This is a genomic window from Sphingomonas crocodyli, assembly GCF_004005865.1.
GTDB lineage: Bacteria > Pseudomonadota > Alphaproteobacteria > Sphingomonadales > Sphingomonadaceae > Rhizorhabdus > Rhizorhabdus crocodyli.
This window is the reverse complement of record NZ_SACN01000002.1, coordinates 587751-611368: the sequence shown is the minus strand read 5'-3', so window position 1 is coordinate 611368 and position 23618 is coordinate 587751. Positions and strand designations below refer to the sequence as shown.

The following is a 23618-nucleotide window of genomic DNA, read 5'->3' as shown; positions in this document are numbered from 1 at the left end:
AACGAACAACCGGGACGCACCCTTGATCCTGCAAATCCTGGCCGACGCGAGTTCGGCGATCCGTTTCACCGATCTCGGGCTCGATCCGATCGCGCTGTCGATCGGGCCGGTGGCGATACGGTGGTATTCGCTCGGCTATATCGCCGGGATCATGATCGGCTGGTGGTATCTCACCAAGCTGATCGCGCAGCCCAATGCGCCGATGGCGCGGCGGCATGCCGATGATTTCGTCTTCTATGCGACGTTGGGCATCCTGCTGGGCGGGCGCGTGGGATATGTGCTGTTCTATCAGCCCGAGCTGCTGCAGAACCCGATCGAGGTGCTGAAACTCTGGCAGGGCGGTATGTCGTTTCACGGCGGGGCGTTCGGCACCTTCCTTGCGATCATCTACCTCGCGAAGAAGAACGGGCTGAGCATCCTGCGCTTCGGTGATTATGTCGCGTGCTGCGGGCCGTTCGGGCTGTTCTTCGTCCGCATCGCCAATTTCATCAATGGTGAGCTGTGGGGCCGGCCGACCGACGTGCCGTGGGCGGTGATCTTCCCCGACGCGCCCGATCAACTGCCGCGCCACCCGAGCCAGCTATACGAAGCGGGGCTGGAGGGGATCGTCCTGTTCTGCGTCCTGTCCTTCCTGTTCTGGCGCACCGACGCGCGGCTGAAGCCGGGCCTGCTGGGCGGCGTCTTCCTGCTCGGCTACGGCCTGATCCGTTTCGGGCTGGAGTTCGTGCGCGAGCCGGACGTGCAGCTGGGCACGCTCAGCTGGGGGCTGACGATGGGGCAGACGCTGACCATCCCGATGCTGGTCGGCGGCGCATACCTGATCCTCACATCGGGCAAGCGCAAAGTCGTTTCGGTCGTCGATTAACCTTTTAACGACCTGTTTCTGCTAAGGCGCTGCGCATGGAGAGCCCTGCCGAACTGGCGGATCGGCTGATCGCGCGCATCGCCGCCGACGGACCGATCCCGGTCGCCGACTATATGGAGGCGGCGAACATCATCTATTACGGATCGCACGACCCCTTTGGCGTGCAGGGCGATTTCATCACCTCGCCCGAGGTGAGCCAGATGTTCGGCGAGCTGATCGGCATCTGGATCGCCGATCTGTGGACCCGCGCGGGCAAGCCCGACATCGCCTATGTCGAACTGGGGCCGGGGCGCGGGACGCTGGCCGCCGATGCGCTGCGCGCGATGCGATCGCAGGGGCTGGAACCGCCGGTCCACTTCGTCGAGACCAGCCCGGTGCTGCGCAAGCTGCAGGCTGAGCGCGTGCCCAACGCCATCTGGCACGACGATGTCCGCACTTTGCCCGACGATATCGCGCTGACCATCGTCGCCAACGAATTCTTCGATGCGCTGCCGTTCCGCCAATATGTGATGACCTATGGCGGCTGGCGCGAGCGGATGGTGCGGTGGAAGGACGATGCCTTTGGCCCTGTCCCCGGCGACGAACCCGCCGAGGATCGCGTGCCGGACCATCTCCACGGCGCGGTGGCGGGCAGCATCTACGAAACATCGCCGGTGGGCCTTGAGATCGCGCAGCGCCTCGCGCGGCGGATCGCGCGGCAGGGCGGCGCGCTGCTCGCGATCGATTATGGGCATGAGGATTATGATGCGGGCGATACGCTGCAGGCGCTGAACGCACATGCCTATGCCGACGTCTTCGCCAATCCGGGCGCGAACGATCTGACCGCGCATGTCGATTTCACCGCGCTCGGCAAGGCCGCGCAGACCGGCGGCGCGCGCGTCCACGGACCCGTAAGCCAGGCCTTCTTCCTCTCCACGCTGGGCATCGCTGCCCGCGCCGCCGCGCTCGGCCGGCTCCACCCCGACCGGATGGACGACATCGGCCTCGCCCACCGCCGCCTTGTGAACGAGGAGGAGATGGGCACCCTATTCCGCGCACTGGCGATGGTGGCGCCGAGGTGGCCGAACCCGGCGGGCTTTTAAAGATCCTCCCCGATACGGGGAGGTGGCGCCGAAGGCGACGGAGGGGGCGGGAGACTGGACGCATCGCCTGTGGCCTGCCCCCCTCCACCGCTTCGCGGTCCCCCTCCCCGTGCCGGGGAGGATTTAGGTTGGGCCGCACGCCTCACGCCGCTAAAGCATCCCCCATGCACCCCCACCCCATCCAGACCCCGCTCCTCGCCCACACGCCGCACGGCTTTTTCGGCCGCGAAGGGGGCGTTTCGACGGGGATCCATGCCGGCCTGAACATCGGCCTGGGTTCGGATGACGATCGCGACGCGATCCTCGAAAATCGCCGGCGCGTGGTGGAGGCGGTGACGCCGGGGCGCAGCCTCGTCACCGTCCATCAGGTGCATTCGCCCGACTGCGTGGTGGCCGACATCTGGGCCGACGATGCGCGCCCGCATGCCGACGCGATCGTCACCGACAATCCGGCCTATCTGATCGGCATATTGACCGCCGATTGCGTCCCCGTCCTCTTCGCCGATGCCGAACGCAACATCGTCGGCGCGGCGCATGCGGGGTGGAAGGGCGCGCTGACCGGCGTGACCGATCGCACGATCGAGGCGATGGAAAAGCTGGGCGCGAAGCGCGACGCGATCGTCGCCGCGATCGGCCCCTGCATCGCACGGGCCAGCTATGAGGTCGACGACGCCTTCGTCCGCCGCTTCGGCGAGGACGACCCCGCCAACGAACGCTTCTTCGCCGAAGGCCGCCGCGCGGGCCACGCGCAGTTCGATATCGAGGCTTATGTCGTCCACCGCCTTGCCACAGCCGGCCTCGGCCGCGTCATGGCGCTGGGCGAAGACACCTACGCGCAGGAAAGCCGCTTCTTCAGCTTCCGCCGCGCCACGCACAAAGGCGAGAGCGGCTATGGACGGCAGATTTCGGTGATCGGAGCGGCTGCTTAATACCTCCCCTCCCTTAAAGGGAGGGGTGAGTTGGGATCAGAACGGCAGCCACTTCGATTCCCGCGTGATGTTCATGTAGCCGACGTTCACGCCCAGTCGCCAGCCGACGCCCAGGCGGATCGGGATCAGCACCACGTCGCCACGGCGCAGATAGCTGGCCGTGAAGCCGCCGATCACATAGGCCGTGCCCTCCGCCGCCGGATAGCGGTGGAACAGATCGCCGCTGTCGTAGAGATTATAGACCAGCACGAAGCTCTTGGCGCCGTTCGCGCCGAAATCGAAGCCCAGCGACGGCCCGGTCCAGTAAACCGGCATCTGCCCCTCGACCTTGTGGAACAGGGTGCCCGAGCCGTAACGCAGGCCCACGACCACCGCGCCGCCGACTTCGCGGCCCGCAATGTAACCGTTGGGCTGGCCCTGATCCTTCAGAACCTTTTCGATCATCTTGGCGAGGCCCTCGGCCCCCTTGCCGAACACGCCTTCGGCGGCGGCGACGACATCGTCCTGATTATAGGTGCCGCCCTGCGACGCCTGCGCCGCATCGGCGCGCAGCGTGCTGGCCGGGGCGGGCGTGGCCTCCGCAGTCGCGGCGGCATCGGCGGTCGACGGAGTCGCCGGCGGTGCGGCCGGGGCGCCATCCTCGGCCACCGGATCGGCCGGAGCCAGATCGGCCTGCGCGGCGGCATTGGGATCGACCGTCTTCACGGCCTGCGCCGCGACGGGCGCGAGCGGCAGGGCCAGCGCCGACAGCAGGGCGATCCCCACAATCCCGAACCGCGACATCGCCCCCATCCTCATCCTCCAACTGATCATCGGAGGCGACCTTATCCGCCTTCCGCCTGTCGCTGCAATGAACGAACGACGGGAAGGTTTCGAGACGAGTCAAAGCGCTGTTGATCCCGCCCCTACTCCCGGTTATAGCGCCCGCTCTGCCGTTCGCGGACACGTGGGTGAGTGGCTGAAACCAACGGTTTGCTAAACCGTCGTACCCTGAATAGGGTACCCCGGGTTCGAATCCCGGCGTGTCCGCCAGCGCCCTAATGGGCCGCATAAACGTAGTGAAATCAACACTTTAGCTAATTCTGCGCGAGCTTCGTGTACCCCACGATGTACCCCAAGCTCGTACCCCGCCGCCCGAGAATCATTCTCGGCGCACGACAAGAGCGTCATTGTCAGCACGGGCGCGGACGAACATTCGAGCCCGCACCGCAGCCAGAGGCAACACCCCAGATAAATCTTTGGGCGTTCGGTGCGACATACCCACCGTTGTCCATCACTTGCGGCAGCACCTCATGGCGCACCCAGCGGTTGAACTCCTTCGCCTCAGGCTTGCTGCTACGCTCCACCAGCCGAAGCATGCCGGGCCGCGACACCGCGTTGACGGGCGCACCAGCCCCCATCCCACATTCAAATCTTTTGAGGGTGGACTTTTCATCCGCATCGAGCACCCGCAGCGCCATCGTGGTGTTCGACAAGCCGAGGCATTTGCACACGTCTGATGCAACGAACCATGCTTCGCCGTTGATCTTCACGCCGCGCAGCTGTGTGCCGTTGAAGGTGAACATGGGGATAACGTTGGTGGTCATAAGGTCGCTGCGGGCGGGAGGGGCGTTTGGCCGCTACCCTCTCCCCCGCCGTGACGAGGGGGCTCAATCACACCCGCAGCGCCCCGCAGGATATCAAATGGCCATCCCGAGGCAATCTGGGCCTACGCCGATCCTGCGATGGCGGCGTTAAATTGGCTCAGAGAAAACGGCTTAGCCAAATACGATATCCCAGCAGGAAGATCGTCGGGCCGCTCGCGGCCTGAGACTACTACTACCTTTAAGCTGGGCTGCCGCCTCAATGCCTCTCTCGCGACGTTCAGCCCGGAGCCGCCGTTTGCCAGCGTCAAATCGCTAACGAGTAGGGAAAATTGCTCCGCTTCGAGGCAGGCGATGGCCGAAGGCTCATCTCCAATTATCGTTGAGGAATGCCCTAGCTCTTCCAGCATATCGGCCATCATCGGCCCTAAAATCGGGCTATCTTCCACGATTAGAGCGGAGTTGTCGCCATCCATGTCTGCGGTCCGCTATAATTCGCCTGATAACGAATAACCCGCCGAACGGCTGAAGGTTGCCTTTTGGCAGCTTCTCACTGCACCGTGGAACCCACCCGGCCCTCAAGCTTCCCCAAGCAATCCAGAATCATCACCCACGTCCGCCCGCCCGCATCGTCGCCGGCCGCGAACAACTCGTCAGCCCGCCTGCTCGCGTAAAACCAAGCGTCTTCCCCTTTGGTCCTGAGGACCAACAAAGCGCAGGCCCATATTTCCTTATCGCCGATCATAGTAGCAGCGTGGGCTCAGGCGCTCGGGTACGCTTAATCCACGGCTCCTCAGTCCGCCGCATCTCGATCAGATCGCTGGGGAACCCTTTATCCTGAATGGCCACAACGTCCTCGAAGACCCCATTAAGCCACCTATCGTACTCATCAGGCATCAGCAGCACCGGCATGCGATCATGCACCGGGCGGATGGCCTCATTGCAGTCTGTCATCACGCCAGAATAGACCGGCCCCCACTCCGCGCTGTCACGCCACAGGCCTGCCCAAGCGAAGATCGGCTGGCCCTTCACGCTGAACCATGTGCGCGTCTTGGCTCCCTTCGCCCCCTCAGCCTCCGCAAAGCCCGACAGGGGTATCAGGCATCTCGCAGAGGGCTTGCGGGCTGCTCCGATCCACATGGGCTTCCTTAGGTCCGCGATGTTGTTCACCGGCTTCGGCTTGGAGGTCGGGGCCATCGACTTGAGCCGCAGGGGCCACCCCCAAGTCATCGACTGGAGCTGGCGGACACCTTCGGTTTCCCTGACGACTAGTCCTGGGGTGCCCGGATAGACTTCCTCTGGGGCGTTAGATGTGGAGGCTGCGCGGACCCCGAAGTGCGCAGCGACCTCATCTCGGCTGGGGCGGACGGTGTAGAGATTGCACATGATAAACAGCGCGCACTTTCCTCAGAACATCGACAGCAGAGGCGACCAGACCGATGGCGATGCTAATGCTGTGCCCGCCGCTCCGCCAAGCGCCCCTTCGATTATTGTCTTGAGAGACTTCCCCGCAGCTTTGATGATTGAGGGCTCCGGCTCATCAATCAATTGTGCCTCAATAGTGGCAACCTGCGCATCAGCCTTCCGCCGTTGGGCGGGGTCAAGGCCCAATTCATCTGCATGGCGTCTGTAAGTGACGACGGCTGCTTGGAGATCTCCATGCGAATAGCTCGTAGTTTGCTCCCCGTGGCCGCCCGTGGAAATATGTTGAAGCGGTGAATTGTTTAGCGATCCTATATTATAGGTCACGCTAGCAGGGCTCGTACGCCCATCGGCCTGCGAACTTGGGAACCTTTCATTAAAATATGTCGCAAAATCTCGGTTAAATGGCACGATAACCGCTGTCGTAATCTTTCTTAGGTTACCGACAAGCTTAGGCCCACTGTAATAATAAAGAAATGCGAAATCCAAGAACCATCGCGTATCTTTCGCACCGCGCTCTATCAAGTGGATAATCAGCCCAAGTTCTTGCTCGATGTCTGTCGGCCAAGAAAGCCTCGCGCTCCCAAGCGAACTTCCACCCTGACCGGAATCCTCGATGAATTTGTCGAAGTCTGCCTTAGACTTGAGCTCGGCAACTACAGGCGCAATCCCAGCATCTCCAAAAGCCCGCGCGATGCGCTCCAGTGGGCGTTCGAAGGTGTTGTAGTCTGCCAACTGCAAATCTAGGACCGCATTGTTAATGTCTCGAAGCGCACTCTCAATCGTCATCTACGGCTCCCTCTCCGGCTCGTGCGTCCGCCGCGCGTCTAAGGATTTCCTGTCGGCATTTTTCCTTCATATTGACGACTAGCTTGCCAACCATTTCGTTCCGACTGTAATCGCCCACGCGAGAGTCGATGGCGGACTCTGTTTGTTGGATAGCGATCTCAATACTCTGAGGATCAGATGGGTTGAACTGGACGCCGCCTACGTTGCCGTCTAGCGCAGCCACCGCCTTTTCTAGCTCGATCATCTTTCGCCTTAAGTTATCGAGACCTTTGATGGGCATCGTTTTATCTCCCGCCAGCCAGCCGCCGTTTAACCGGCACTCGTAACCACGTTATCAAAACTCGAGGCCGAACTGTGCACCTGCAGATGGTGGCACGCCCTCGCTGCGCCACAAGTCCTTTGTTGGTTCCACCCGCATCCTGTCAGCGGCGACCGGCGCTCCAAACTGCATGTCGATAACGTCGGCAATCGATCCCCGCAGCCACCTATCATACTCCTGCGGCTCCACCAGCACCGGCATGCGGTCATTCGTCGGCGGGATCGCCTCATTGGCCTCCATCGTCATCCCGGCATAGACCGGCCCGAACTCCGGCGTGTTCCGGCAGAACCCCGCCCAAGCCATGATGGGTTGATCGAGCAGCGAGAACCATGTGCGGGTTTTCTCGCCGGGATCGCCGTCCGGGTTCGCAAAGTGCGTCAGGACGATCAGGCAGCGGTAGCGCGGATCGACCACCAGTTTGTCCCACAGGGGGTTGGTAAGGTCGGCTACGAGCCCGATGCGGCCTGTAGGGTCTCCACGCTCCCGCATTTCCCTTGTGCGCCTTGGGAAACCCCACAGCATGGACCGGAGATGCCTGCGGCCATCCCGCTCGATCACTACAAGACCCGGCCAGCCTTCGATGGTCTCGGGGGGCACTTCAAGGCCTTCCGATACCTCCGCGCCGAAGTGGTCCGCAACGGCCTTTAGGGTCGCTTGGATGGTATGCAGGCGGGACATCTCGTCTAGCCCCGATGCCTCGCGACGAACCGCTTCCAGTCCCTCTCGTTCGGCATGGGAAAGCGGTTGTCAGTCACCTTGTTTCGCGACGGCTGAAGGACGGCCCGCTTGACCTTCTGCCGTGCCTGCTCGGAACACGGACGGCACCAGAAGCGCCCTTGGGCCAGTCGGAAGGCTTGGTCCCAATCCCGCACCGTGAAGTGCTGCCAGAGCCCATGAGGATCGAACACGGCCACATGGTTACACCCTCGGGCGGTGCAGATCACTTGGACCGTGTAGTGCATCATAGCGGCCTCCCAGATCGCCGTGGGATGCTTCAGGCCATCGCGGTACAGCGCCACGACATCACCGTCCCTGAGGCTCCGGAAGGGGGAGCGGCAGGGTCTTTCGGTCCCTCTCGTCCACCTCAAGGCCCAGCCGGTCCACTATAGTCGCTGCGAGGGCGTCTGCGGCCTGTTCGCGCATACGGGCATTGGGGACCGTGAGGCCCACGCGAGCCCATCCGGGGGCGTTCAGGAGGATGTCAGCGAGGCGGGGGATTGTGAGTCGTTCCATCAACATATGAGAACATAGAGGGAACGATCATGCAAGGTTTGGGGGCGGTTCGGGGATGCCTATGGCATTCGAATGGTACCGCGCGGCTTCCCGCTGAGCCCACTGTTCGTTGGCCCTTCCCACGATCACTAAGGCCGTTGGCAGCCCTAGAGATGACAGTAGGCAGATCGAAACCGATAGAAGGTAGTCGGCTTTCGCGCCATAATGCGGATGCCCGAGGTGCAGCTGGACCCGGTGCAGTTCTGTGGGATCACCTATGTGGGCCGGTGACGATCCCACGTATGTGTAAATGTCCTTCTGCTGACCTAAGAGCACCGGCGGCAGGAACGATGAAAAGCTTTCGATTCCGAACTCCGCCACAGTGCACGCGTGCGCGATTTTGGCTAGGGTGAGCGCCAGAGCGTCAGGGTCGAAGTCCTGCTTGAACGTGTAGGTATTTGAGCCGAGCAACGGCCATCTGGAGTTATCGTCGGGCTGCATTTGGCGAGCTTCGACCGTAGCGCCCACATAACTATCTGCCCGCTCAGGAGGGTCTCGGAACATCCCAGGCGGTGCAAAATGAACGACAGGAAGTATTGTTACCGCCTCGCTTGGGTTGAGAGATATCTCTAGGCCCGTGGCAGCATCGCGAGCCAACACCGTTTTGGGTCGCTCTGAGGGTCGCCGGGTCGGGAAGTTCAGCCGCACGCGGATGCTGCCAAACATCTTGCGAGTAAGTCTCTGCTCAAATGCTCCGGTGACAGCCGCACATGGCCGACAGCTTGCTTCGGGTAGCCTAGCTGTCCCCCCGAGACTGTAAGGGACAATGTGCTCCACCGTTAAGCCGTCGCGGCTACCACAGTAGATGCACTGACCGACTGGGCTGTAGCTCCGAGGCGAACTCATACTCTCAGTACATCAACCCGCTGTCACAACTCCCGGCGAGTGCGTGGGATGCGCCTTCAAATGAGCCGAGACATCCCTGTCCGCGTCGGCGCGATCTGAGCGGTTCGGACCAACCCAGCCGCCTGTCACACCATCGCTGGGGCAATCTTGGCAAGCTGCATAGTAGACGGTCGTCGGAGTGCCTGCATCTGATCCCCCGCCGGTGCGCTTTGGTCCGGTGCCGGGCGACGATTCGGTCCAGTCATCGCCAATAGTCTCAGCGCCATCAGGGACCGCTGGGTCTGCCTTAAACGGTGAACTGCCGGATGATTGTGTCATCGTCTCCTCCTTCGAGAACCAGTAGGGCGGCGTGAGGCTAACACGGAAGCATTGCGGCTCCAAAGGCACACGGGAATAACGCGGATGAGCCTAGCCGTGACAGGTCCGACCTTTTGCTGCGGGCACCGGGGAGCGTTTAGCCGCATCCTCTAGCCCCGCCGCAGCGAGGGCCGGAAAGCTTGCCCACAGCGGCCTCAGGTTACCCCAAGGCCTCACCTTCGCAAGCCTCACATGCGCTGGTCTCGGGCAGCAGGATTGCTACAGCCACCCGCAGTCCACTCATGGAGGCACTACGAAACGCTTGGCAGTCCTCATGTTAGCTTGGTGTTCGTCGGCCCACGCCTACGATCTGGGCAACCTGCTGCGGGAGAAGCCAGACGGCACCTTCAGCACCCCCAAACCGCTCTTTGAGGTCGAGCGGTGCTTGCTGCTGCGAGACTGGCGCGATTCCGTGTTCGTGTATCGAACCCCAGACCGCCCCGACGAGAGCCTCGTCTATTTCACGGGTGGCTTCAACGAACCCCGCGCGATTGAGCTTAGGAGGACTGCAGGAGGCACTGAGGTCGCCGTTCACAGCATCGCGGTTGCGAAGGCGCAGGAGTGCGGCTGAGCCGATCCCCAACGAGGTAGCCTTAGTCGACATGCCGCCAAGATTTCCTCGCGACGACGGCATGAATCGCCGCAGCAGTCACGCCATACCGCGTGGCCAGCTCCTTGTTCGTTTCCGTACTAGCGCGGATCGCCCGAACGTCTTCCTTGGTCAGCTTTCGCTTGTGCTCCCCGTTAGGCTTGGCGTCCCGAGCCCCCGGCAGCTGTGCCCATGTCTGGCCTCTGACGGCGCGGCGAGCCGTCGACTGCGACACATTAAAGCGCGCAGCAATCTCTTCGATTCTGCCGCCCAGTTGCCGCATTGCTGCTGCGCGCTCTCGACGTTGCGCGAACGGCGTGCGGCAAGACCGTCGACGGCCTGCCTTAATCGTGTCGTCAGCATTCTCGGCGTGCGTCCCTACGGCAAGATGGTCTGGACGACAGCACGCGGGGTTGCTGCAAAGATGGCGGATAGGGAACTCGGTGGGCGGCAGGTCACCCATTGATACGAGGTAAGCGCACCGGTGCGCACGATGCTGCTTCCCCTCAAAATAGAGGCCGTATCCGTACCCATCGGAGTTGACGCCTTTCGTCCAGTTCCAGCAGCCGCTGACGGTGTCCAGAGTTACGCGGGCTTCCATCTTAGCAGCTAATTCGGGGTGATAGACGCGAGTAAAGCGTGGAATGTAGGTCATTAGTGTCTCCTTGAAATGAAGCAGTGATTTTCAAACGAAGCAGGGCCGTAGACACCCGCGCGCTGACTGATGGCCCAATCGAAGGCCGGGCAGATCCGCCGAACCGCAGGCCAGCAGAAACAGAAACGGACCCCGAGGGTGTCCCGAGGTCCGCTTGAGGTGTCCTGTGGTGATCTGGGAGCGTTAGGCGGGTTCGGCCTTCTCCCGCTCTGCCCTAAGCACCTTGTGGACGGTCACGCGATTGCAGCCGACTTCGCGAGCAATATCCGCCGGTTTCATGCCCTCGCCTGAAAGGCGCAGGATCGCCGCCCTGTCCAACTTTGCAGGACGGCCACGATACTTCTCGGGGTTGGCGGTCATGGCCTTATCAATGCCATCCCGCTGACGTTCCTTGCGTAGCGCAGTCTCAAATTCAGCAACCGCGCCCAAGATGCCCAGGACAAGTTTTCCCATGCTGGACGTCGTGTCGACGGCGCCCTGCTGGATGCACTGAAAGAACACGCCCTTCGCGCTCAAGCGATCCACGATGGCATAGAGGTCAGAGCCTGAACGGGCGAGCCGGTCTAGGCGGGTAACGACGAGAGTGTCGCCGGAGCGGACGAAGTTAATCGCCTGCTCCAGCGCCTCCCGCCCCTCCGTCGTCGTGCCCGACTTCTTCTCCGCAAATACCTCCTCGCACCCGGCTTCGCGGAGGAGGGCCTCCTGAACGTCAAGCGATTGCCCGACTGAGGAGACACGTGCGTAGCCGACACGCATCAGGCTTGCCCGATGACATCGGTAAGTACGAACCCGTGCGCCGCAGCGTCCTTTCGGCGGGCTGCGCGAAGCTGCTTCTTGTGAATGCTGGGGCTGCGACGGCGACGGCCTTCGGCCTTCTCTTCGGTTGCCAACTCGCGGCTACGTAGACGCTCCCACTGAGCGAACGCCTCCCGCTGGGCCTCGCAGAAATCGGTAGGCCAGTCACCCCAGACCACCTTGGCGAAGCGGGCGCGGACACCTTCTGCGATCAGGTCGGGGTAGGCGTCGGTGATCTGGGTCGATGTCGTAAACTGCAGCATGAGCGGTGATCCCCTTAACATTGAACCTACACCCGCCAGCCATCGTAGCCATTGGGTCTAGACCATGACTAGATGGCGTAGCGTATTTTCGATGTCAACCCTTAGGCTACCATAAAAACGTAGCTGACCTGCGTTGCCCTCGACTATACCCATTGAATACGCCCGCCCTTGCGAAGCCCCTGCCCCTCTTTTCATGGAGGGCCTAGCCCGCCGGGCCGCCGCCGATTGCAGTAGGATTTCCCAACGGATTTCGAGGGCCGAGCGGTGCACCCACACCCCCACGGGGGGAAGGGCCGTGATCGTCTCTCCCATATGCCGCTTCGGATTTTTGCAGCAAAAGTGACGGGAGCCTCCGGCTGGCTAGATCGCCTTCAGGAACTTCGGCACACCCTCAATCACCTGCCGCCCCCTGTAACTCAGACATAATAGCTTGCGGCGTCCGTCGAAGGGGCAAGAGCGCCTAACAAGCCACCCAAGCCCTCCGGGCCGCTTCGCGCTCGGAGGAAGAAAGACGGCATAGGTTTCCTTCAGCGATCCCCCGCTGACGTCCCCAACCATCTCCAAGAGTTCCGTCATGGTTTGCGGTTTCTTCGCTAAGTCGCAAAGCGCAGCAGCCGCGAAGAACGCCATTTGGGACATGGCCAGCCGGGAGGGACTTTGACGAGCCATATAAGTGCAGCACAGGCTCCATCGACCCAACGCCTTCAGCTCGCCAGCCAAGCCCGGCTGTGCCCCCAACTTGTCTTCCATTGGCCCTCCCGATGATCCGGAAGATGCACTGGGGCACGATGCTAAATCAACCGTGCCAAAGGAGCCAAATAGGTCTGCCAGCTCAAACCCTTAGCGTGATCCGAAACCCCGCAAGGAGAGACCATTCAGGGCAATTTTTTGACGGAGCGGCATAGTTCGAGGTGGGGCAGGCACCACCGGCACCTACCCCATCCTTCAGTTCCCCGCAGGTTCCCCCACGGTAATCCCCAGCTCCTTCGCGAAGCGAAGCGTCTCCGCATCCGCTTCCTCCACGGTTCGGCTCTGGCCGAGGAAGAGGTCGCGGTTGCGGGCCTTGAGGACATCGAAGGCGAACTTCTTGTCCTCTTGGATGAGCTGCTCAGTCGCGAGGCGGGCGTAACCCCGAACGGCATTCCGAACGGCGTCGAGCTTCTGCTCGCGTCCAGCGGTCGCCCACTCGGGGAGGCCGACGAGAGCCGTCAGCTTGCCTTCAGCCGTCAGACCAGAGGCGTCCGTGACGACCTGCCCCTTCAGTTCGAGCCATCGGCTGTACTGTGCCGAGGTCATCTCTACCCCGCGCTGCTTGCGCGAGGCAGCAGGCAAGTCGAAGTACAGGTCTGCCAGTTCGCGCTCCAACACGTCGTCCACCTCAGGGCCAGCGCGCACGCCGAACATGCGTTCGCCGGGCAGCATGTCGAGGGGACGCCCGAGGAGCGGGTCGCGCTTCACCGGCAAGGTGGCGGAGCCCCAAGACCCCTTCAGCCAACCTTCGATCAGCCCTTGGGCCTCCCGAACTTCGCCGTTGATGGCCTTGTCGAACTGACGCTGCACGCCGGAGCCAGGAACGAAACGCTGTCCCATGCCTGCCGCCAGTCGATCCAGCTTGGTCCCGAACGCCGCCTCATTGGTGGCCGCCATCGTCTCGATCAGCGGCGACATGCTCTGCAGCCAGCTCTTCGAGAGGATGCTCTTGAAGACCGCCCACATGCCCGCCTCGAAGACGCGCTCGGGGAGCCCGTCGTCGCTGTCAGAGGTGTGCCGCAGGCTTTCGACAAAGTCGGCCGAGAGACCCAGAACGGTCCCGAGGGGATCAGCTCGGTTGAACTCCCAGACATCACCGCCGATGCGGATGCTGTAGCTGGGGCGGGTCAGACGGGCCGAGTTGCGGATACCTCCGTTGTACCCGACGATGTCTTGGGTCGTGGTGAAGTAGATCCCCATCAGCATCATGCTGGTGGCGAGCGTGTAGCGAGCGGCGATCTCACCCCGAAGGGTAGTGTCGCCGGATGCCCACGCTTCCCTCACGGTGTTCTTGAGGAGGCCGAGGGGCGTGAAGTCGACGAGGGACCGCTCAAGGATGCGCAAGGGCGTCCGAATGAACGGCAATACGATGGTGCCGACGATGGGGACTTCACCCATTGCTGCCAGCGCATGCGCACCTCGCCACTCCACGTCATCCTGAAACAGGACTGACTTGGCAAAGTCCCTGCCCTCGTTCTCAAGCACGGCCTCAACGCCCGCATCGAAAGGCTCAGCGGTCGTCCCGTCGAGATGCTCGGCGAGGTCCATCGACCGCGCCTTCACATAGTCGAGGAGGGCCGCCCCCTTCAGTTCAGCTTCCATCGCTTCTTCGACGGCTTTGTCGATGGCGGCGGTGTGGGCACCTGCACGGAATGCGAGGCTCCCCATGAACTGGTCAGGGGCGTTGATGAACGCCGAGGTCATCAGGCGGCTGGCGCTGCCGGGGACGTTGATGGTCGTGGCGACAGCGCGCCCAAACCACCTCAGCCCCTCTTGCCCAAACCGGCCAACGGGCCAGTCTTCGGCCTCAGCAAGCACTGAGCGGAGGCGCTCGGGGCTGACGTACCAGCCGAAGCCCTGCCGGGTTTCGTCGCGCACGACACCTCGCACCACTCCGTCACCCGCCTTGATGGACGCCGCCTGGGCGCGCTTGGCGAACGCCTCGAAGCCTGCCGTGTCCGACAGGGCCGCGAGTTCGTTCAGCCCTTCCTTCTGGAGGAGCTTCCAAGTGTTCGTCATGGCGTCGGTGAAGGCGACCATCGGAGCGTGGACGTTCGCCCAGCTCTTCAGGAGATGCACCCGCGCTGCGAGCGCGTTGTCACCGCCCAGCCCCAGCCTCGACATGGCCATGTGGCCGGTCGATGCGAGGAGGTGGGTCATCGACTTCAACCCGAGCTGGGTCGCGCCCGACAGGACGTTGAAGTAGGCGGTCCCTGTCGAGAAGAGGTTGCCGATGGTGTCCCGAACGGCGGCGTCAGCCCTATTCAGGGCATTGCCATTGCGGACCTTAATGATCCGCGAGAGGGCCGGAAGGTCACCCTTCACCTCCTTCAGTTGGTTCAACAGGCGGAGCTTGCCCGCATCCGTCGCGACGTCCTGAAACAGGTCCGTGTACGCCTTCTGCGCCTTCTCCATCGTGTCGAGCTGCTTCCAATCGAGACCGAGCTGCTTGGCCACTGCACGCGGTTCGAGGCCGTGCTTGGTCGCGATGTCTCCCAGAGCTGCACTGTCCAGCTCATGCTGGGAGAGCTTCTCTAGGAACTCGATCACCTCGGGAGCAGACTGATCCACTTCCTTCGCGGCACGGGCGGCGTCCTTCGCATCCTTGGCGGCCTGTTTTTCGGCCTGTTTTGCTGCAACGCGCGCATCACGCGCCGCGTCCCTAGCGGCAAGTGCCCGAGCCTTCGCCAACGCGTCGGAAGCCTGCGCTGTGACGACTTTTCCGGCCTTTGTGACCTCCATCCGCATCTGCAGCGATTGGAGAGCCCGACCGACCTCACTGCCAGCGCCCCGAAGGACACCCAGCAGGTGAGCGTGGCGGTGGAGGTCTTCGAGGAACTGGTTGTAGGCTTTGCCCGCCGATCCCGCCGCCATCTCAGCGATGGCTTCGTCAACGCTACCCAGCAGCTTGTGAGCATGCTGACCAACGATAATACGCGCGCCCGTGAGCTTACCCGCCAGACCGGCGGTGTTCTGCATGACCCCCATGAGGACACGGGGCGACATGGCGAGCGCACGCGCTGACTTGATGGTCTCAGCGTTGGTGACGTGGATGCCCGTGCGGCCCGTTTTCTGGGTGATGCCATCGAGCAGCGTCCCAAGGCTGTCTTGGATCGCGATCAGCTTCGTCGGGTCGTCGAGCAGCTCGTAGTTGAGTTTCAGGGGATCGATGCCGAGTTGGTCGAGCGCGTTGTGCGGGTTCTCGACCAAGGCGGTCGCCAGCCGGTCGAGTTCGGCAGGGTCAGTAACATTGCCGACCACGCCCTTCGCATAGTCCATGAAGTCGTCGAGGGTCTCGATCCGCTTCGGTGCTGGGACCATCCGCGCTGCGTCGGCCGTAGAGGCTCCCTCGGTGGCCATTGGGAGCACCGGAGGAGCATCCGCATTCCCCGAAGGAGGCACCGCCTGGACTGCAGGTTCGACCGCCTTCGGTCCCGCCCCAGCCTTCGCCGGAGCATCGACATCATTGGCACCCTTGGGCACTGACACCGCGCCGACCTGATCCGCCGGGCGCTCACCTCCCGGCAGTCGCACGGGGCTATCCCCGAGGTCCGCGCGGGCATCCGCCAGCGTCCGCTTGATCGTGAGGTCGGACTGAGCCGCCTCCACCAGCGCGCGGCTTTCGGCACTGACAGAGCGAAGGTCGCGATACATGCGGAAGGCAGCGCCACCCGCAGCCATCGCGGCTTCCATACCGATGTCCAGCGGTAGGTTCGTCACCGCTGCCTTGACGCGAGTGGTGATGCCGTCTTCGTCGTTATGCGCCGCTAGGAAGTCGAGGGTCTCGCTATCGATGTTGAAGGTGTCCCGAAGAATTCCTGCGAGATTGTTCGCCGCTGGATCGACGTTAGCGAGGTTGGCGACAGTGCCCGCTGCAACGGCCTTGGCTGCCTTACCAACCGTGGTGACAGCCTCGACCCCGCGCATCGTCCGCATCGCCGCAGTGAAGGGCACGACGAACGAGCCGATGCCTCGGACTACCTTTTCAGCGGTCCCCGCGTTCTCTGAGCCGCGAGGCTGCGGGAGCTTGGCATCCATGAAGTCGCCGCCGACCGCCGCCGTGCGGCGCTGGTATTCGTCCCAGCGGACCACCTCAGCCACGCCGTTCGTGGCGAGCTTGCCCAGCACAAGGCTGGGGGCGTTGGTCTTCTCGGCAAGGTAGTCACCTGCGTCGTCAACGAAGTCGATGGCACCCTGCGCAGCGTCGCGCACCGCGCCCACACCTGCGCGCCAGAGGGAGAAGCCTTCCTTGGCGGCAGGTGTCGCGCGCGAGGCGTTGGCTTGCGCGAGTGCGGCGTCGCCGTGCTGCCTCGCTTCGATCAGACGCCGCTGCCGAAGGAGACCTTGATACTCTCGCTCATCGGCAGAGGTCCACGTCATGCTACTTCCCTTGTTGCTGTTTACGACGCGCTTCGAGCGCGGCGATGCGGCTATCGACCGAAGTGGCCGAAGGCAGCTTCTGGTTCTTCACGATGCGGGCGGCTTCGGCTGGGCGCTTGCCCTCGTCGAAGACTAGGTCGTGGTATTGCGAGAGGGCTTCTTGAACGAACACAGGGTCGCCCTTGGGGTTTGATAGGAGCGCCCCCGGTCCCTGCCGTCGCGCCCATTCGGCTACGCTCTGGCCGTAGCCACGGACATCGGGTCGATTGTTGATAGTCGTCAGGCCGTCGCGGTACGCGCTAAAGAGCGCGCCCATGTGGCTCGCGACCGCCTTCCCGCCACCTAGATCGCCCCGGCGCTGTAGCCTCTCGATTTCCTTGCCGAACGCCTCCGAGTTCATCGGCCCGTTCCCAAGCTTCCAGTTGATCGCGAGGGACGTAATCCCAACGGCGACTTCTGCGTCCCGGCGGTCCTGTTGGTCGGCCAGAGCGGAGCGGCGGCGCGAAGCGGCCTCGCGGGCTTCGCTCTCAAGATGGTTCTTCATCGAAAGGCCGACCGAGGGTGCGATATCGCCGCGCTCGATCATCTGGCCAATCTCGCCAACCGAAGGCTTATTGCCCGAAACCATGCGAGAGTAGAGGGCGTTGGCCCCTTCTTCCCAGCGGTCAGTACGCTCGCGGGTGATACGCTCCTCGCGGGCATCCTCGACAGCTTCCGCTGCCATTCGAAGCTGCGCCGTCACCCGTGCGCCGAAGAGCGGCGTTTTGCCGTCTTCTTTCTTCCGCTCGATCAGATCGAGGAGACCCTCAAGGTTCTCGTCTTGCTTTGCGCGGGCGACCACTGCCGTGACCCATTCGCCGATGGCAGCGGTCTTGTTGATCTGTGGCGGCAGGCTTTTGACGAATGCGTCGACATCATACGCGCCACCTGCGGGCTTCAGGTCGATAGACCCCGCGATGGCGCGGTTGAGCGCCTGCGACGCTTCCTCCTGCCGCATATTCTCTGCAACCTGAGGAAGCAGCTCCTGCGATAGCTGCGCCATGTGAGATGCGGCTTTGGCTCGACCTTCCGTGGTGAAAAGCCTGACATTGCGTGTCGCGCCAGTCTCAGGGTCAACAAAGATACCTTGATGGTGCCGCCGGATAATCTCGCGAGCGTCTTCGATGTCGTAAGGCTCGCCTGAGTTGGCGAGAGCCGCGATGTCAGTCTTGATCGCGCTGGTGACGTTGACCAGCTCTTCTGACATCAATCCATCTGTGCGCCACTTCCGGTAGGCTGCATGTTCGGCCATCTTCGTATCGTCCACCACGCCATTGAAGGCGTCGTCATTGGCCTGATCGCGGTCCTCTTTCGCCTCCCGCTCAAGACGCTGGACGAGCGTTTCCTGAAGTGCCCCGCCGACCGCTCCAGCCGCCTTCGAGACACCGCCGAGAACCCGAACGAGTTCCTCAGCCCCACCATCACCCCGCCGACCATTGCGCAGGTCTGCGAAGACCTGAAGCTCTGGCGCAGTGGTGTTTCGGCGGCTTGGGATGATCCCGTCTGAGTTCTTGCCAGGGCGACTTTGCGTGGTCAGCCGCGCGTCGATACGCGATACGTCGTTCATCGGTGCTTCGCCTGCTCGACGCTATCGAACAAGAGCTGCTCAATGCCCACGGAGTGGATCGTCAGGTCAACCTCTCCAGCGGCTGCGCTGATGCGCGCCTCTTCACGCAGCTTCTGCCGAGTAGCGCCTTCATCAGCGGCAACGCCCGACCGCCGCTTGGGACGCGGCCAGAATGCCGCAACGAGACCGACCACCCCAACTGCCAGTGCAGCACCCGAGATGAAGCTGATGATGACAGCGAGATTAAACATGGGTCACGTCCAGGATGCGGGTGGAGTTAAGCGCCCGGTCGAGCTTGGCGCGGATGACCGAGATGGCGGCGAGGTCGTACCTACCGTCCACGACGCAACTGCGGGGGACGGGGCGAACGGAGTGAAGAGCGCAGTTCGATGATGCGCAGGCAGCAACCTGTTCGCGCCAGTTGCCGACCGACAGGCGGTCGTAGATGCACTCGCGGCATTTGGCGTTGATCGCCGCCGCACGAGAAGTTCGGGAGGTTGTCATAGATGTCCTACTTGAACGCCCAGCCGCCATCGCGCCGCCGGGACGGCAGCGGAGACAGGGGAGCATGTTCGGTTTTGATGTTGATGCGGCATCGGGTTGAAGGTCGATGCGACGGAAGTAAGGTGCGTATGCCCGCGATGGTCGTGGGCCATTGTACTCTAGCCGGGGACTATCCCTGATTTTTCAACTACTCACGTCACCGGTAATCGGTGGGGTGCTAGCCCTCTTTGCAGCAGGAATCGGCCTCTTGGCCGCTTACATTTCACTTGAGACGGCGAGGCTGGAGCAACAGACCGCCCTCATCACTCTCAACGCTGCAAAGCAGTCTGTCCGCGCAGAATAAACGTGGGGAACGGGGCCGAGTTGACGCTCGGTCCCAGACCCAACTCAGGCGATTATCGAAGCCGTTGGCGACGCCGCCGAGCGCGCTCCACCCCCGCCGCGCTGTCGCAGGAGCGGCAAGCCACTCGTTTCTGATCCCACTGCCGCCCATCGCGACCAAAGCCGACCAGAGGCTTCGGCGAGGAGCAGCTCCAGCAGAACTTGAAGCCATCCGGCAGGGAAACTGGGGGTGTCTTGCGGGGTCGCATGGGTGCCTCGGGATCGTCGGTGGTCAGGGTGGAGACCGAGCCGCAGAACGTTTCTCTCTCCGAGAGTGCGGCCTATTCGCGGGAACGCAAACTGGCGGCCGCGCGGGGGCTCAACCAGCACCATTTACGTCTGGCGCACGCCGTTGCACGCGAGCATCACACAGATCGCTCTTGGATGCCTTAGGTGCTCTCTGGGCGTCGTCAGCCTCGCCCCCTATGCCAGTTGAGGGACAACGCCGATCCGACGGACTACGCTCGGTGGGCCGCCAGCTGGATACGCACCTAAGGTATATCCCACCCTCCGAAAGTGCGGCCTAATCGAGCAGCACTCATCCTGTCAGTCCTTGGCGTGAATCCGTCGCACACTGTCGCGAAAGTTCAGCTCTGCCTTGGAGGACCGGGCGGCCGCAAAACTGTCCTTGGAGGAAAGCTCGACGTAGTACCGCGCCCCGTCCTCCGCAGCTGATGTCCATAGATCCCGTTTGCCGCCGCGCTGGTGAGACGGCGAAAGCTCGTCAATCGCTACAGTGAAGCTAGTGTAAAGGTCGCTCCTCGATAGCATGGCGACGCGCTGAACAAGCTGGTCGAACATCATCACAGCTGCGCTAGCTGACGCATGCGGTTGCCGTGAAGTAGACGCTCGCAGCAATTTTCTCACCAAATCAGCCAGCTCATGGCCGACATACTCGGGATTGGCGTTCGCATACGGCAACCGCTCGGCAAGTTCCCTGATCTCCGCGCGGCGCTTTTCCTCGGCCTGATCGTCCATATTATCCCATCATATCAACTTTCGGCAGATCACCATGCTGGCCGATTGTATCGCTCGATGAAAGGGCGAAAGGGTGTTCCGTTGCAATCGTCCCTAATCGTTGTCGTAGACCGGACAGCGGTCGGTCACGAAGCTGGACGAGGACCGATACCGGGACGTGAGAACGTCTGGCTGTGCCGGGCCGCGCTCCGCGCAAGCCCAGACAACCTCACCGTTAGCGCAGTGCCTCACCGCAGGCTGCTACCAACCCACGCAGTTCCACGATTGCCGACGTTAAACTTTCTGCGATTGCCACTTGGCGTTCGAGGTCCTCTTCTTCAGAGCCCCGGCCTATTGTCAGCAGATTTTGGGACGCGGCCTGTAGTTCGATCAGCGCATCGCTCGCGGACTTGAGGACTTCGACCGCCATGAGGCCATTGGAAACGAACGAACTGCCTGCGACGGTCGTGAAGTTGGTAGCCATGTGGTTCTCCAGAGGTTTGATGAGGCACTTCAGGTGCCTCGCCCGGAACATCGGAAAAGCGTTTCCTAGTTCGGGAGTGCGGCACAATTGGATGCCGCTATACGCTGTTTTAAGCCATGCTAGAGCGCCTTCCTCGCCTCCCGCTGCTCAGGGCTCAATTTTCGGTCAGCACGCCCTGAGGTGGGTCTCCGGCCACTGAACAGGCTTTGCACCTGCGGCTGTGTGCTTCCCCATGCGTGGGGTTGTCCATCACCTGCGGCAGCACCTCGTGGCGCACCCAGCGGCTGAACTGCTTCGCCCCGGCCTTGTTCGAACGCTCGATCAGCTTGAACAGGCCGGGGCGGGATACGAAAGATAGAACACTGTCAAACTTACCGAAGAGGTGGGCGACGACAGGGTAAAGGGTTTCTCCCCGGCCCCCCCTTACGAACCGTCATCCTCTCATCTCTGTCCAAGCGGCACGTGTGCTGGGTCGTCCCGCCCCTCGTCGTCAGCCCGAGACAGATGCAAGCGTCAGTCGCGACGAACCACGGCTCGCCGTCGATCTTCACCCCGCGAAGCTGAGTGCCGTTGAAGGTGAACATGGGGATTACGTTGGTAGGCGCTCCTGCGCCATCTGATGGGCCACCTTCTCCATCTCGATGAAGTACCGGCGGGTCGCTTGGCCACGCTCGGTGCGCTCCACCATCGACAGCTCCTTGGCCATGTCGACGGTGAGCAGGTAGTCGGTGCGGGGGCGGCCGCCGGTTTTGGACACGGATGTCCGAAAGTCCGTGCCGTCTTCGAACCCGTACTCTTCGACCCGGCGGCCAACCCACTTATGCACAGGTGTCGAGACCTTCAGCCACGCATGCAGCTGGCGAGCGTCGATCATGGTGACCCCGTCGCGATCCTGAGGGATCACTGCGGCGTCGAAGGCGTAGCTCCTGTGGACTGCAATCCGCGACCTACGCGCCGAAGTCGGTACTCGCAGGCGACCCCGCGTAAACCCAGCCGAACTTGACTTCAATCAGCGCCTGCCAAATGAGGTCGCAGCCGGTCGGCTGTCTATCTCCCCGATCCTCGTTACAGCGTCGGTGTTTCATGACGCCGTTTAGCGTGTGGTAGGTGCCACCTTGTGCGCGGGACGTGACATGGTCGAACGTGGGGGCATCAGGATGGCTTCGGCGCTGATCGTCAATGTCTGGCACCGACATTCCGCAGCCTGCGCAGATGCCTCCCTGAGCGGCATAGATTTTGACCAGCTGTCGGCGACGGCGATAGCGCCTCTTGCGAACGGGCGGCGAGGCCTCGCAAGGCGCTCTCATCGCGTCGCCCAACGCCGCTTCGTGCTGCCCTACGTCCGACACACTAGGCTTCGGGCGGGATCGTCACCGCCGAGACCGCAGCAATCAAATCCGCATCGCTTGCTCGGCCGGGATAGCGGCCCATCGTCAGACCACCCGGCAGGCTTTCCGTATCGTGCCCGACCAAGTCAGCCAGCGTCCACAGGGTGACCTTCGCGTCCCGCGCCTCGCGGATGAACCAACGCCGCCAGCTATGAAAATCGACGTTGGACTGACGTTGGCCATCCACTCGCTCATCAACGCCAACGCGCCGCCGAAAGCGGGTGTATGCCTTACTCGCTGGCATAGAACGCTCACGGATGGAGTCATCGGGTGGCTTCGGCAGGTCATCGATCAGGAAGTCTGTAGGCTTCTTCGAGGCGCTCCTGCGGGTGATGATCGCGGCAAGCTGAGGATGGATGGGCACGCGCCGTGCCGCCGCCTCGGTCTTTCCCTTCCCATCGGCGTTCACATCGAACCAGCCGTTGGCACAGTCTCGCACCTTCAGGCCGCAAATCTCCTCGATCCGCATTCCAGACAGGGCACCGATCCAAGCTAGGTCCAGCGAGCGCCCATCGGTTTCAGCTACCGGCTCCGCATAGAGGAGCTTGGCCACCTCTTCCGTCGTATAGGGTCGCTTGCCGCCCTTGCCGCCCGTGTCCATGACCATCGACACGCGCTTGCGGGTTTTGCCCACGCCCTTGAACTGATTCCCCCAGGGCGACGCGCTGACGTAGCCTTTGCCATCCAAGAACGCCCAGTACCCGCTCAGGAACTTCGTGTAGGTCGCCGCTGACGGCACCGCCATGCGCTTTAGCAGGTCTTGAACGAAACGCCCCGCTACCTTCCGGTCGATCCGCTCGACAGCCGTAGGTTCGTCATTTGCTTCCGCCCAGTCTTGATAGACTCGCACGGTGCGGCGGATGCCATCGATGGTCCGGGGGGCGAGCCCGCAGCCATCAAGGTAGCTTTCCAGCATCGTGTCGATGGGCGTCACAAGCCCGCTGGCAATTTCGGAGAACTGCTGCGCAGCCTTCCATCCGCGCTCCTTCTCAAGTTCCTCAGCCCGATCGGTCATCAGCAGAGACAGCGTGTCCTGCTCTCGCGACGATGCAGCTGAGGCGATGTCTTTACGCCATCCTAGGGCTTCTTTGGTCAGCCCGCCGCCGGACCTCTCGGCCGCCGTGAATTGCCCTTTAAGCTCATGGATGACCGCGTGCTTGATCCGCTCCGCATTGGCAGGGCTATCCGTTCCGAGGGAGCGTTTGAGCCGCGTTGCACCGACTACCTCCTGCAGCGCCTTGGGCACCGGGAGAGACACGCGGATGGTCCCGTGATGCCATTCGAGGTACTGCCCCAAACGGGCCTTGCGGGATGCCATGAGGAAGCCTTCGGGTTGCTCTGCGTACCCGCCGTGTACCCGTGTCGTGTACCCCAGCGCAAGGCCAAAATAGCCCGGTATACG

At 62.5% G+C, this 23618-nt stretch carries 27 protein-coding genes, 1 tRNA gene and 2 pseudogenes; 5 read left to right on the top strand and 25 right to left on the bottom strand.

Annotated features, from left to right (window positions below; all coding sequences use genetic code 11):
* Positions 1–22: 22 nt before the first annotated feature.
* From lgt to pgeF, 3 genes are all read left to right on the top strand, one after another.
* Positions 23–865: a prolipoprotein diacylglyceryl transferase gene (gene lgt, locus EOD43_RS17555; protein WP_127745319.1), complete on the top strand. Its 843-nt coding sequence runs from the start codon at positions 23–25 to the stop codon at positions 863–865.
* Positions 866–900: 35 nt separating this feature from the next.
* A complete protein-coding gene (locus EOD43_RS17550) occupies positions 901–1947 on the top strand; it encodes a class I SAM-dependent methyltransferase (RefSeq protein ID WP_127745318.1) in 1047 nt (348 codons plus the stop codon).
* A 164-nt stretch (positions 1948–2111) separates the two neighbouring features.
* On the top strand, positions 2112–2876 hold the full coding sequence (pgeF, locus tag EOD43_RS17545; protein WP_127745317.1) for a peptidoglycan editing factor PgeF: 765 nt from the start codon (positions 2112–2114) through the stop codon (positions 2874–2876).
* A gap of 36 nt (positions 2877–2912) precedes the next feature.
* Here pgeF and EOD43_RS17540 read toward each other — a convergent pair whose 3' ends face one another.
* Positions 2913–3689, bottom strand: coding sequence for a DUF1134 domain-containing protein (locus tag EOD43_RS17540; protein ID WP_164857296.1), 777 nt, complete (start codon positions 3687–3689; stop codon positions 2913–2915).
* A gap of 127 nt (positions 3690–3816) precedes the next feature.
* On the opposite strand from EOD43_RS17540, the gene EOD43_RS17535 reads away from it, so the two are divergent.
* A tRNA-Ser gene (locus EOD43_RS17535) sits at positions 3817–3908 on the top strand.
* A 140-nt stretch (positions 3909–4048) separates the two neighbouring features.
* On the opposite strand, the gene EOD43_RS17530 is transcribed toward EOD43_RS17535, so the two are convergent.
* The 10 genes and pseudogenes from EOD43_RS17530 to EOD43_RS24225 form a co-directional block, all read right to left on the bottom strand.
* Complete coding sequence (locus EOD43_RS17530) at positions 4049–4462, bottom strand: BRO-N domain-containing protein (protein WP_127745315.1); 414 nt, start codon at positions 4460–4462, stop codon at positions 4049–4051.
* Positions 4463–4584: 122 nt separating this feature from the next.
* Positions 4585–4935, bottom strand: a complete 351-nt coding sequence (locus EOD43_RS17525) for a response regulator (RefSeq protein WP_127745314.1) — start codon at positions 4933–4935, stop codon at positions 4585–4587.
* 74 nt (positions 4936–5009) lie between these two features.
* Positions 5010–5204 (bottom strand): DUF6961 family protein, encoded by a 195-nt coding sequence (locus EOD43_RS24230; protein ID WP_420822457.1) that lies wholly within the window; start codon positions 5202–5204, stop codon positions 5010–5012.
* Positions 5201–5845: an SOS response-associated peptidase gene (locus EOD43_RS17520; protein ID WP_127745313.1), complete on the bottom strand. Its 645-nt coding sequence runs from the start codon at positions 5843–5845 to the stop codon at positions 5201–5203. Before EOD43_RS17520 ends, EOD43_RS24230 begins: the two co-directional genes overlap by 4 nt.
* A gap of 21 nt (positions 5846–5866) precedes the next feature.
* On the bottom strand, positions 5867–6670 hold the full coding sequence (locus tag EOD43_RS17515; protein ID WP_127745312.1) for a hypothetical protein: 804 nt from the start codon (positions 6668–6670) through the stop codon (positions 5867–5869).
* Positions 6660–6914, bottom strand: coding sequence for a hypothetical protein (locus EOD43_RS17510; RefSeq protein ID WP_206363581.1), 255 nt, complete (start codon positions 6912–6914; stop codon positions 6660–6662). The genes EOD43_RS17515 and EOD43_RS17510 overlap by 11 nt, the downstream gene beginning before the upstream one ends.
* Before the next feature lie 90 nt (positions 6915–7004).
* On the bottom strand, positions 7005–7667 hold the full coding sequence (locus tag EOD43_RS17505) for an SOS response-associated peptidase family protein (protein WP_127745310.1): 663 nt from the start codon (positions 7665–7667) through the stop codon (positions 7005–7007).
* A 345-nt stretch (positions 7668–8012) separates the two neighbouring features.
* On the bottom strand, positions 8013–8222 hold the full coding sequence (locus EOD43_RS24150; RefSeq protein ID WP_127745309.1) for a DUF6771 family protein: 210 nt from the start codon (positions 8220–8222) through the stop codon (positions 8013–8015).
* A gap of 27 nt (positions 8223–8249) precedes the next feature.
* Positions 8250–8702, bottom strand: a complete 453-nt coding sequence (locus tag EOD43_RS23985; RefSeq protein WP_240653299.1) for a hypothetical protein — start codon at positions 8700–8702, stop codon at positions 8250–8252.
* 258 nt (positions 8703–8960) lie between these two features.
* Positions 8961–9107 (bottom strand): annotated as a pseudogene (locus EOD43_RS24225) (HNH endonuclease); the annotation flags it as partial.
* Between the two features lie 619 nt (positions 9108–9726).
* Here EOD43_RS24225 and EOD43_RS17490 point away from each other — a divergent pair.
* Positions 9727–10035, top strand: coding sequence for a hypothetical protein (locus EOD43_RS17490; protein WP_127745307.1), 309 nt, complete (start codon positions 9727–9729; stop codon positions 10033–10035).
* A gap of 22 nt (positions 10036–10057) precedes the next feature.
* On the opposite strand, the gene EOD43_RS17485 is transcribed toward EOD43_RS17490, so the two are convergent.
* The 14 genes and pseudogenes from EOD43_RS17485 to EOD43_RS17420 form a co-directional block, all read right to left on the bottom strand.
* Positions 10058–10708 (bottom strand): HNH endonuclease, encoded by a 651-nt coding sequence (locus EOD43_RS17485; protein ID WP_127745306.1) that lies wholly within the window; start codon positions 10706–10708, stop codon positions 10058–10060.
* A 183-nt stretch (positions 10709–10891) separates the two neighbouring features.
* Positions 10892–11464: a recombinase family protein gene (locus EOD43_RS17480; RefSeq protein WP_127745305.1), complete on the bottom strand. Its 573-nt coding sequence runs from the start codon at positions 11462–11464 to the stop codon at positions 10892–10894.
* On the bottom strand, positions 11464–11766 hold the full coding sequence (locus tag EOD43_RS17475) for a hypothetical protein (RefSeq protein WP_127745304.1): 303 nt from the start codon (positions 11764–11766) through the stop codon (positions 11464–11466). The genes EOD43_RS17480 and EOD43_RS17475 overlap by 1 nt, the downstream gene beginning before the upstream one ends.
* Positions 11767–12126: 360 nt before the next feature.
* Positions 12127–12516 carry a hypothetical protein gene (locus tag EOD43_RS17470; RefSeq protein WP_127745303.1) on the bottom strand — a complete coding sequence of 130 codons (390 nt, stop codon included), beginning with the start codon at positions 12514–12516 and terminating at the stop codon, positions 12127–12129.
* A 195-nt stretch (positions 12517–12711) separates the two neighbouring features.
* On the bottom strand, positions 12712–16896 hold the full coding sequence (locus EOD43_RS17465; protein WP_127745302.1) for a hypothetical protein: 4185 nt from the start codon (positions 16894–16896) through the stop codon (positions 12712–12714).
* Position 16897: 1 nt separating this feature from the next.
* The gene (locus EOD43_RS17460) at positions 16898–18502 is read right to left on the bottom strand and encodes a hypothetical protein (RefSeq protein ID WP_127745301.1); all 1605 of its coding nucleotides are present in this window, start codon (positions 18500–18502) and stop codon (positions 16898–16900) included.
* Positions 18499–18753 (bottom strand): hypothetical protein, encoded by a 255-nt coding sequence (locus EOD43_RS17455; RefSeq protein WP_127745300.1) that lies wholly within the window; start codon positions 18751–18753, stop codon positions 18499–18501. Before EOD43_RS17455 ends, EOD43_RS17460 begins: the two co-directional genes overlap by 4 nt.
* Complete coding sequence (locus tag EOD43_RS23905; protein ID WP_206363580.1) at positions 18746–19006, bottom strand: hypothetical protein; 261 nt, start codon at positions 19004–19006, stop codon at positions 18746–18748. Before EOD43_RS23905 ends, EOD43_RS17455 begins: the two co-directional genes overlap by 8 nt.
* Before the next feature lie 927 nt (positions 19007–19933).
* Positions 19934–20365, bottom strand: a complete 432-nt coding sequence (locus EOD43_RS17445) for a hypothetical protein (RefSeq protein ID WP_127745299.1) — start codon at positions 20363–20365, stop codon at positions 19934–19936.
* A 214-nt stretch (positions 20366–20579) separates the two neighbouring features.
* Complete coding sequence (locus tag EOD43_RS17440; RefSeq protein ID WP_127745298.1) at positions 20580–20828, bottom strand: hypothetical protein; 249 nt, start codon at positions 20826–20828, stop codon at positions 20580–20582.
* 154 nt (positions 20829–20982) lie between these two features.
* Positions 20983–21174, bottom strand: a pseudogene (locus EOD43_RS24220) (BRO family protein); the annotation flags it as partial.
* A 243-nt stretch (positions 21175–21417) separates the two neighbouring features.
* Entirely contained in the window at positions 21418–21702 is a 285-nt protein-coding gene (locus EOD43_RS17430) for an antA/AntB antirepressor family protein (RefSeq protein ID WP_164857294.1), read from the bottom strand.
* A 73-nt stretch (positions 21703–21775) separates the two neighbouring features.
* Positions 21776–22135: an HNH endonuclease gene (locus tag EOD43_RS24215; RefSeq protein WP_420822459.1), complete on the bottom strand. Its 360-nt coding sequence runs from the start codon at positions 22133–22135 to the stop codon at positions 21776–21778.
* A gap of 43 nt (positions 22136–22178) precedes the next feature.
* A complete protein-coding gene (locus tag EOD43_RS17420; RefSeq protein WP_127745295.1) occupies positions 22179–23534 on the bottom strand; it encodes a DUF6538 domain-containing protein in 1356 nt (451 codons plus the stop codon).
* Positions 23535–23618 lie beyond the last annotated feature (84 nt).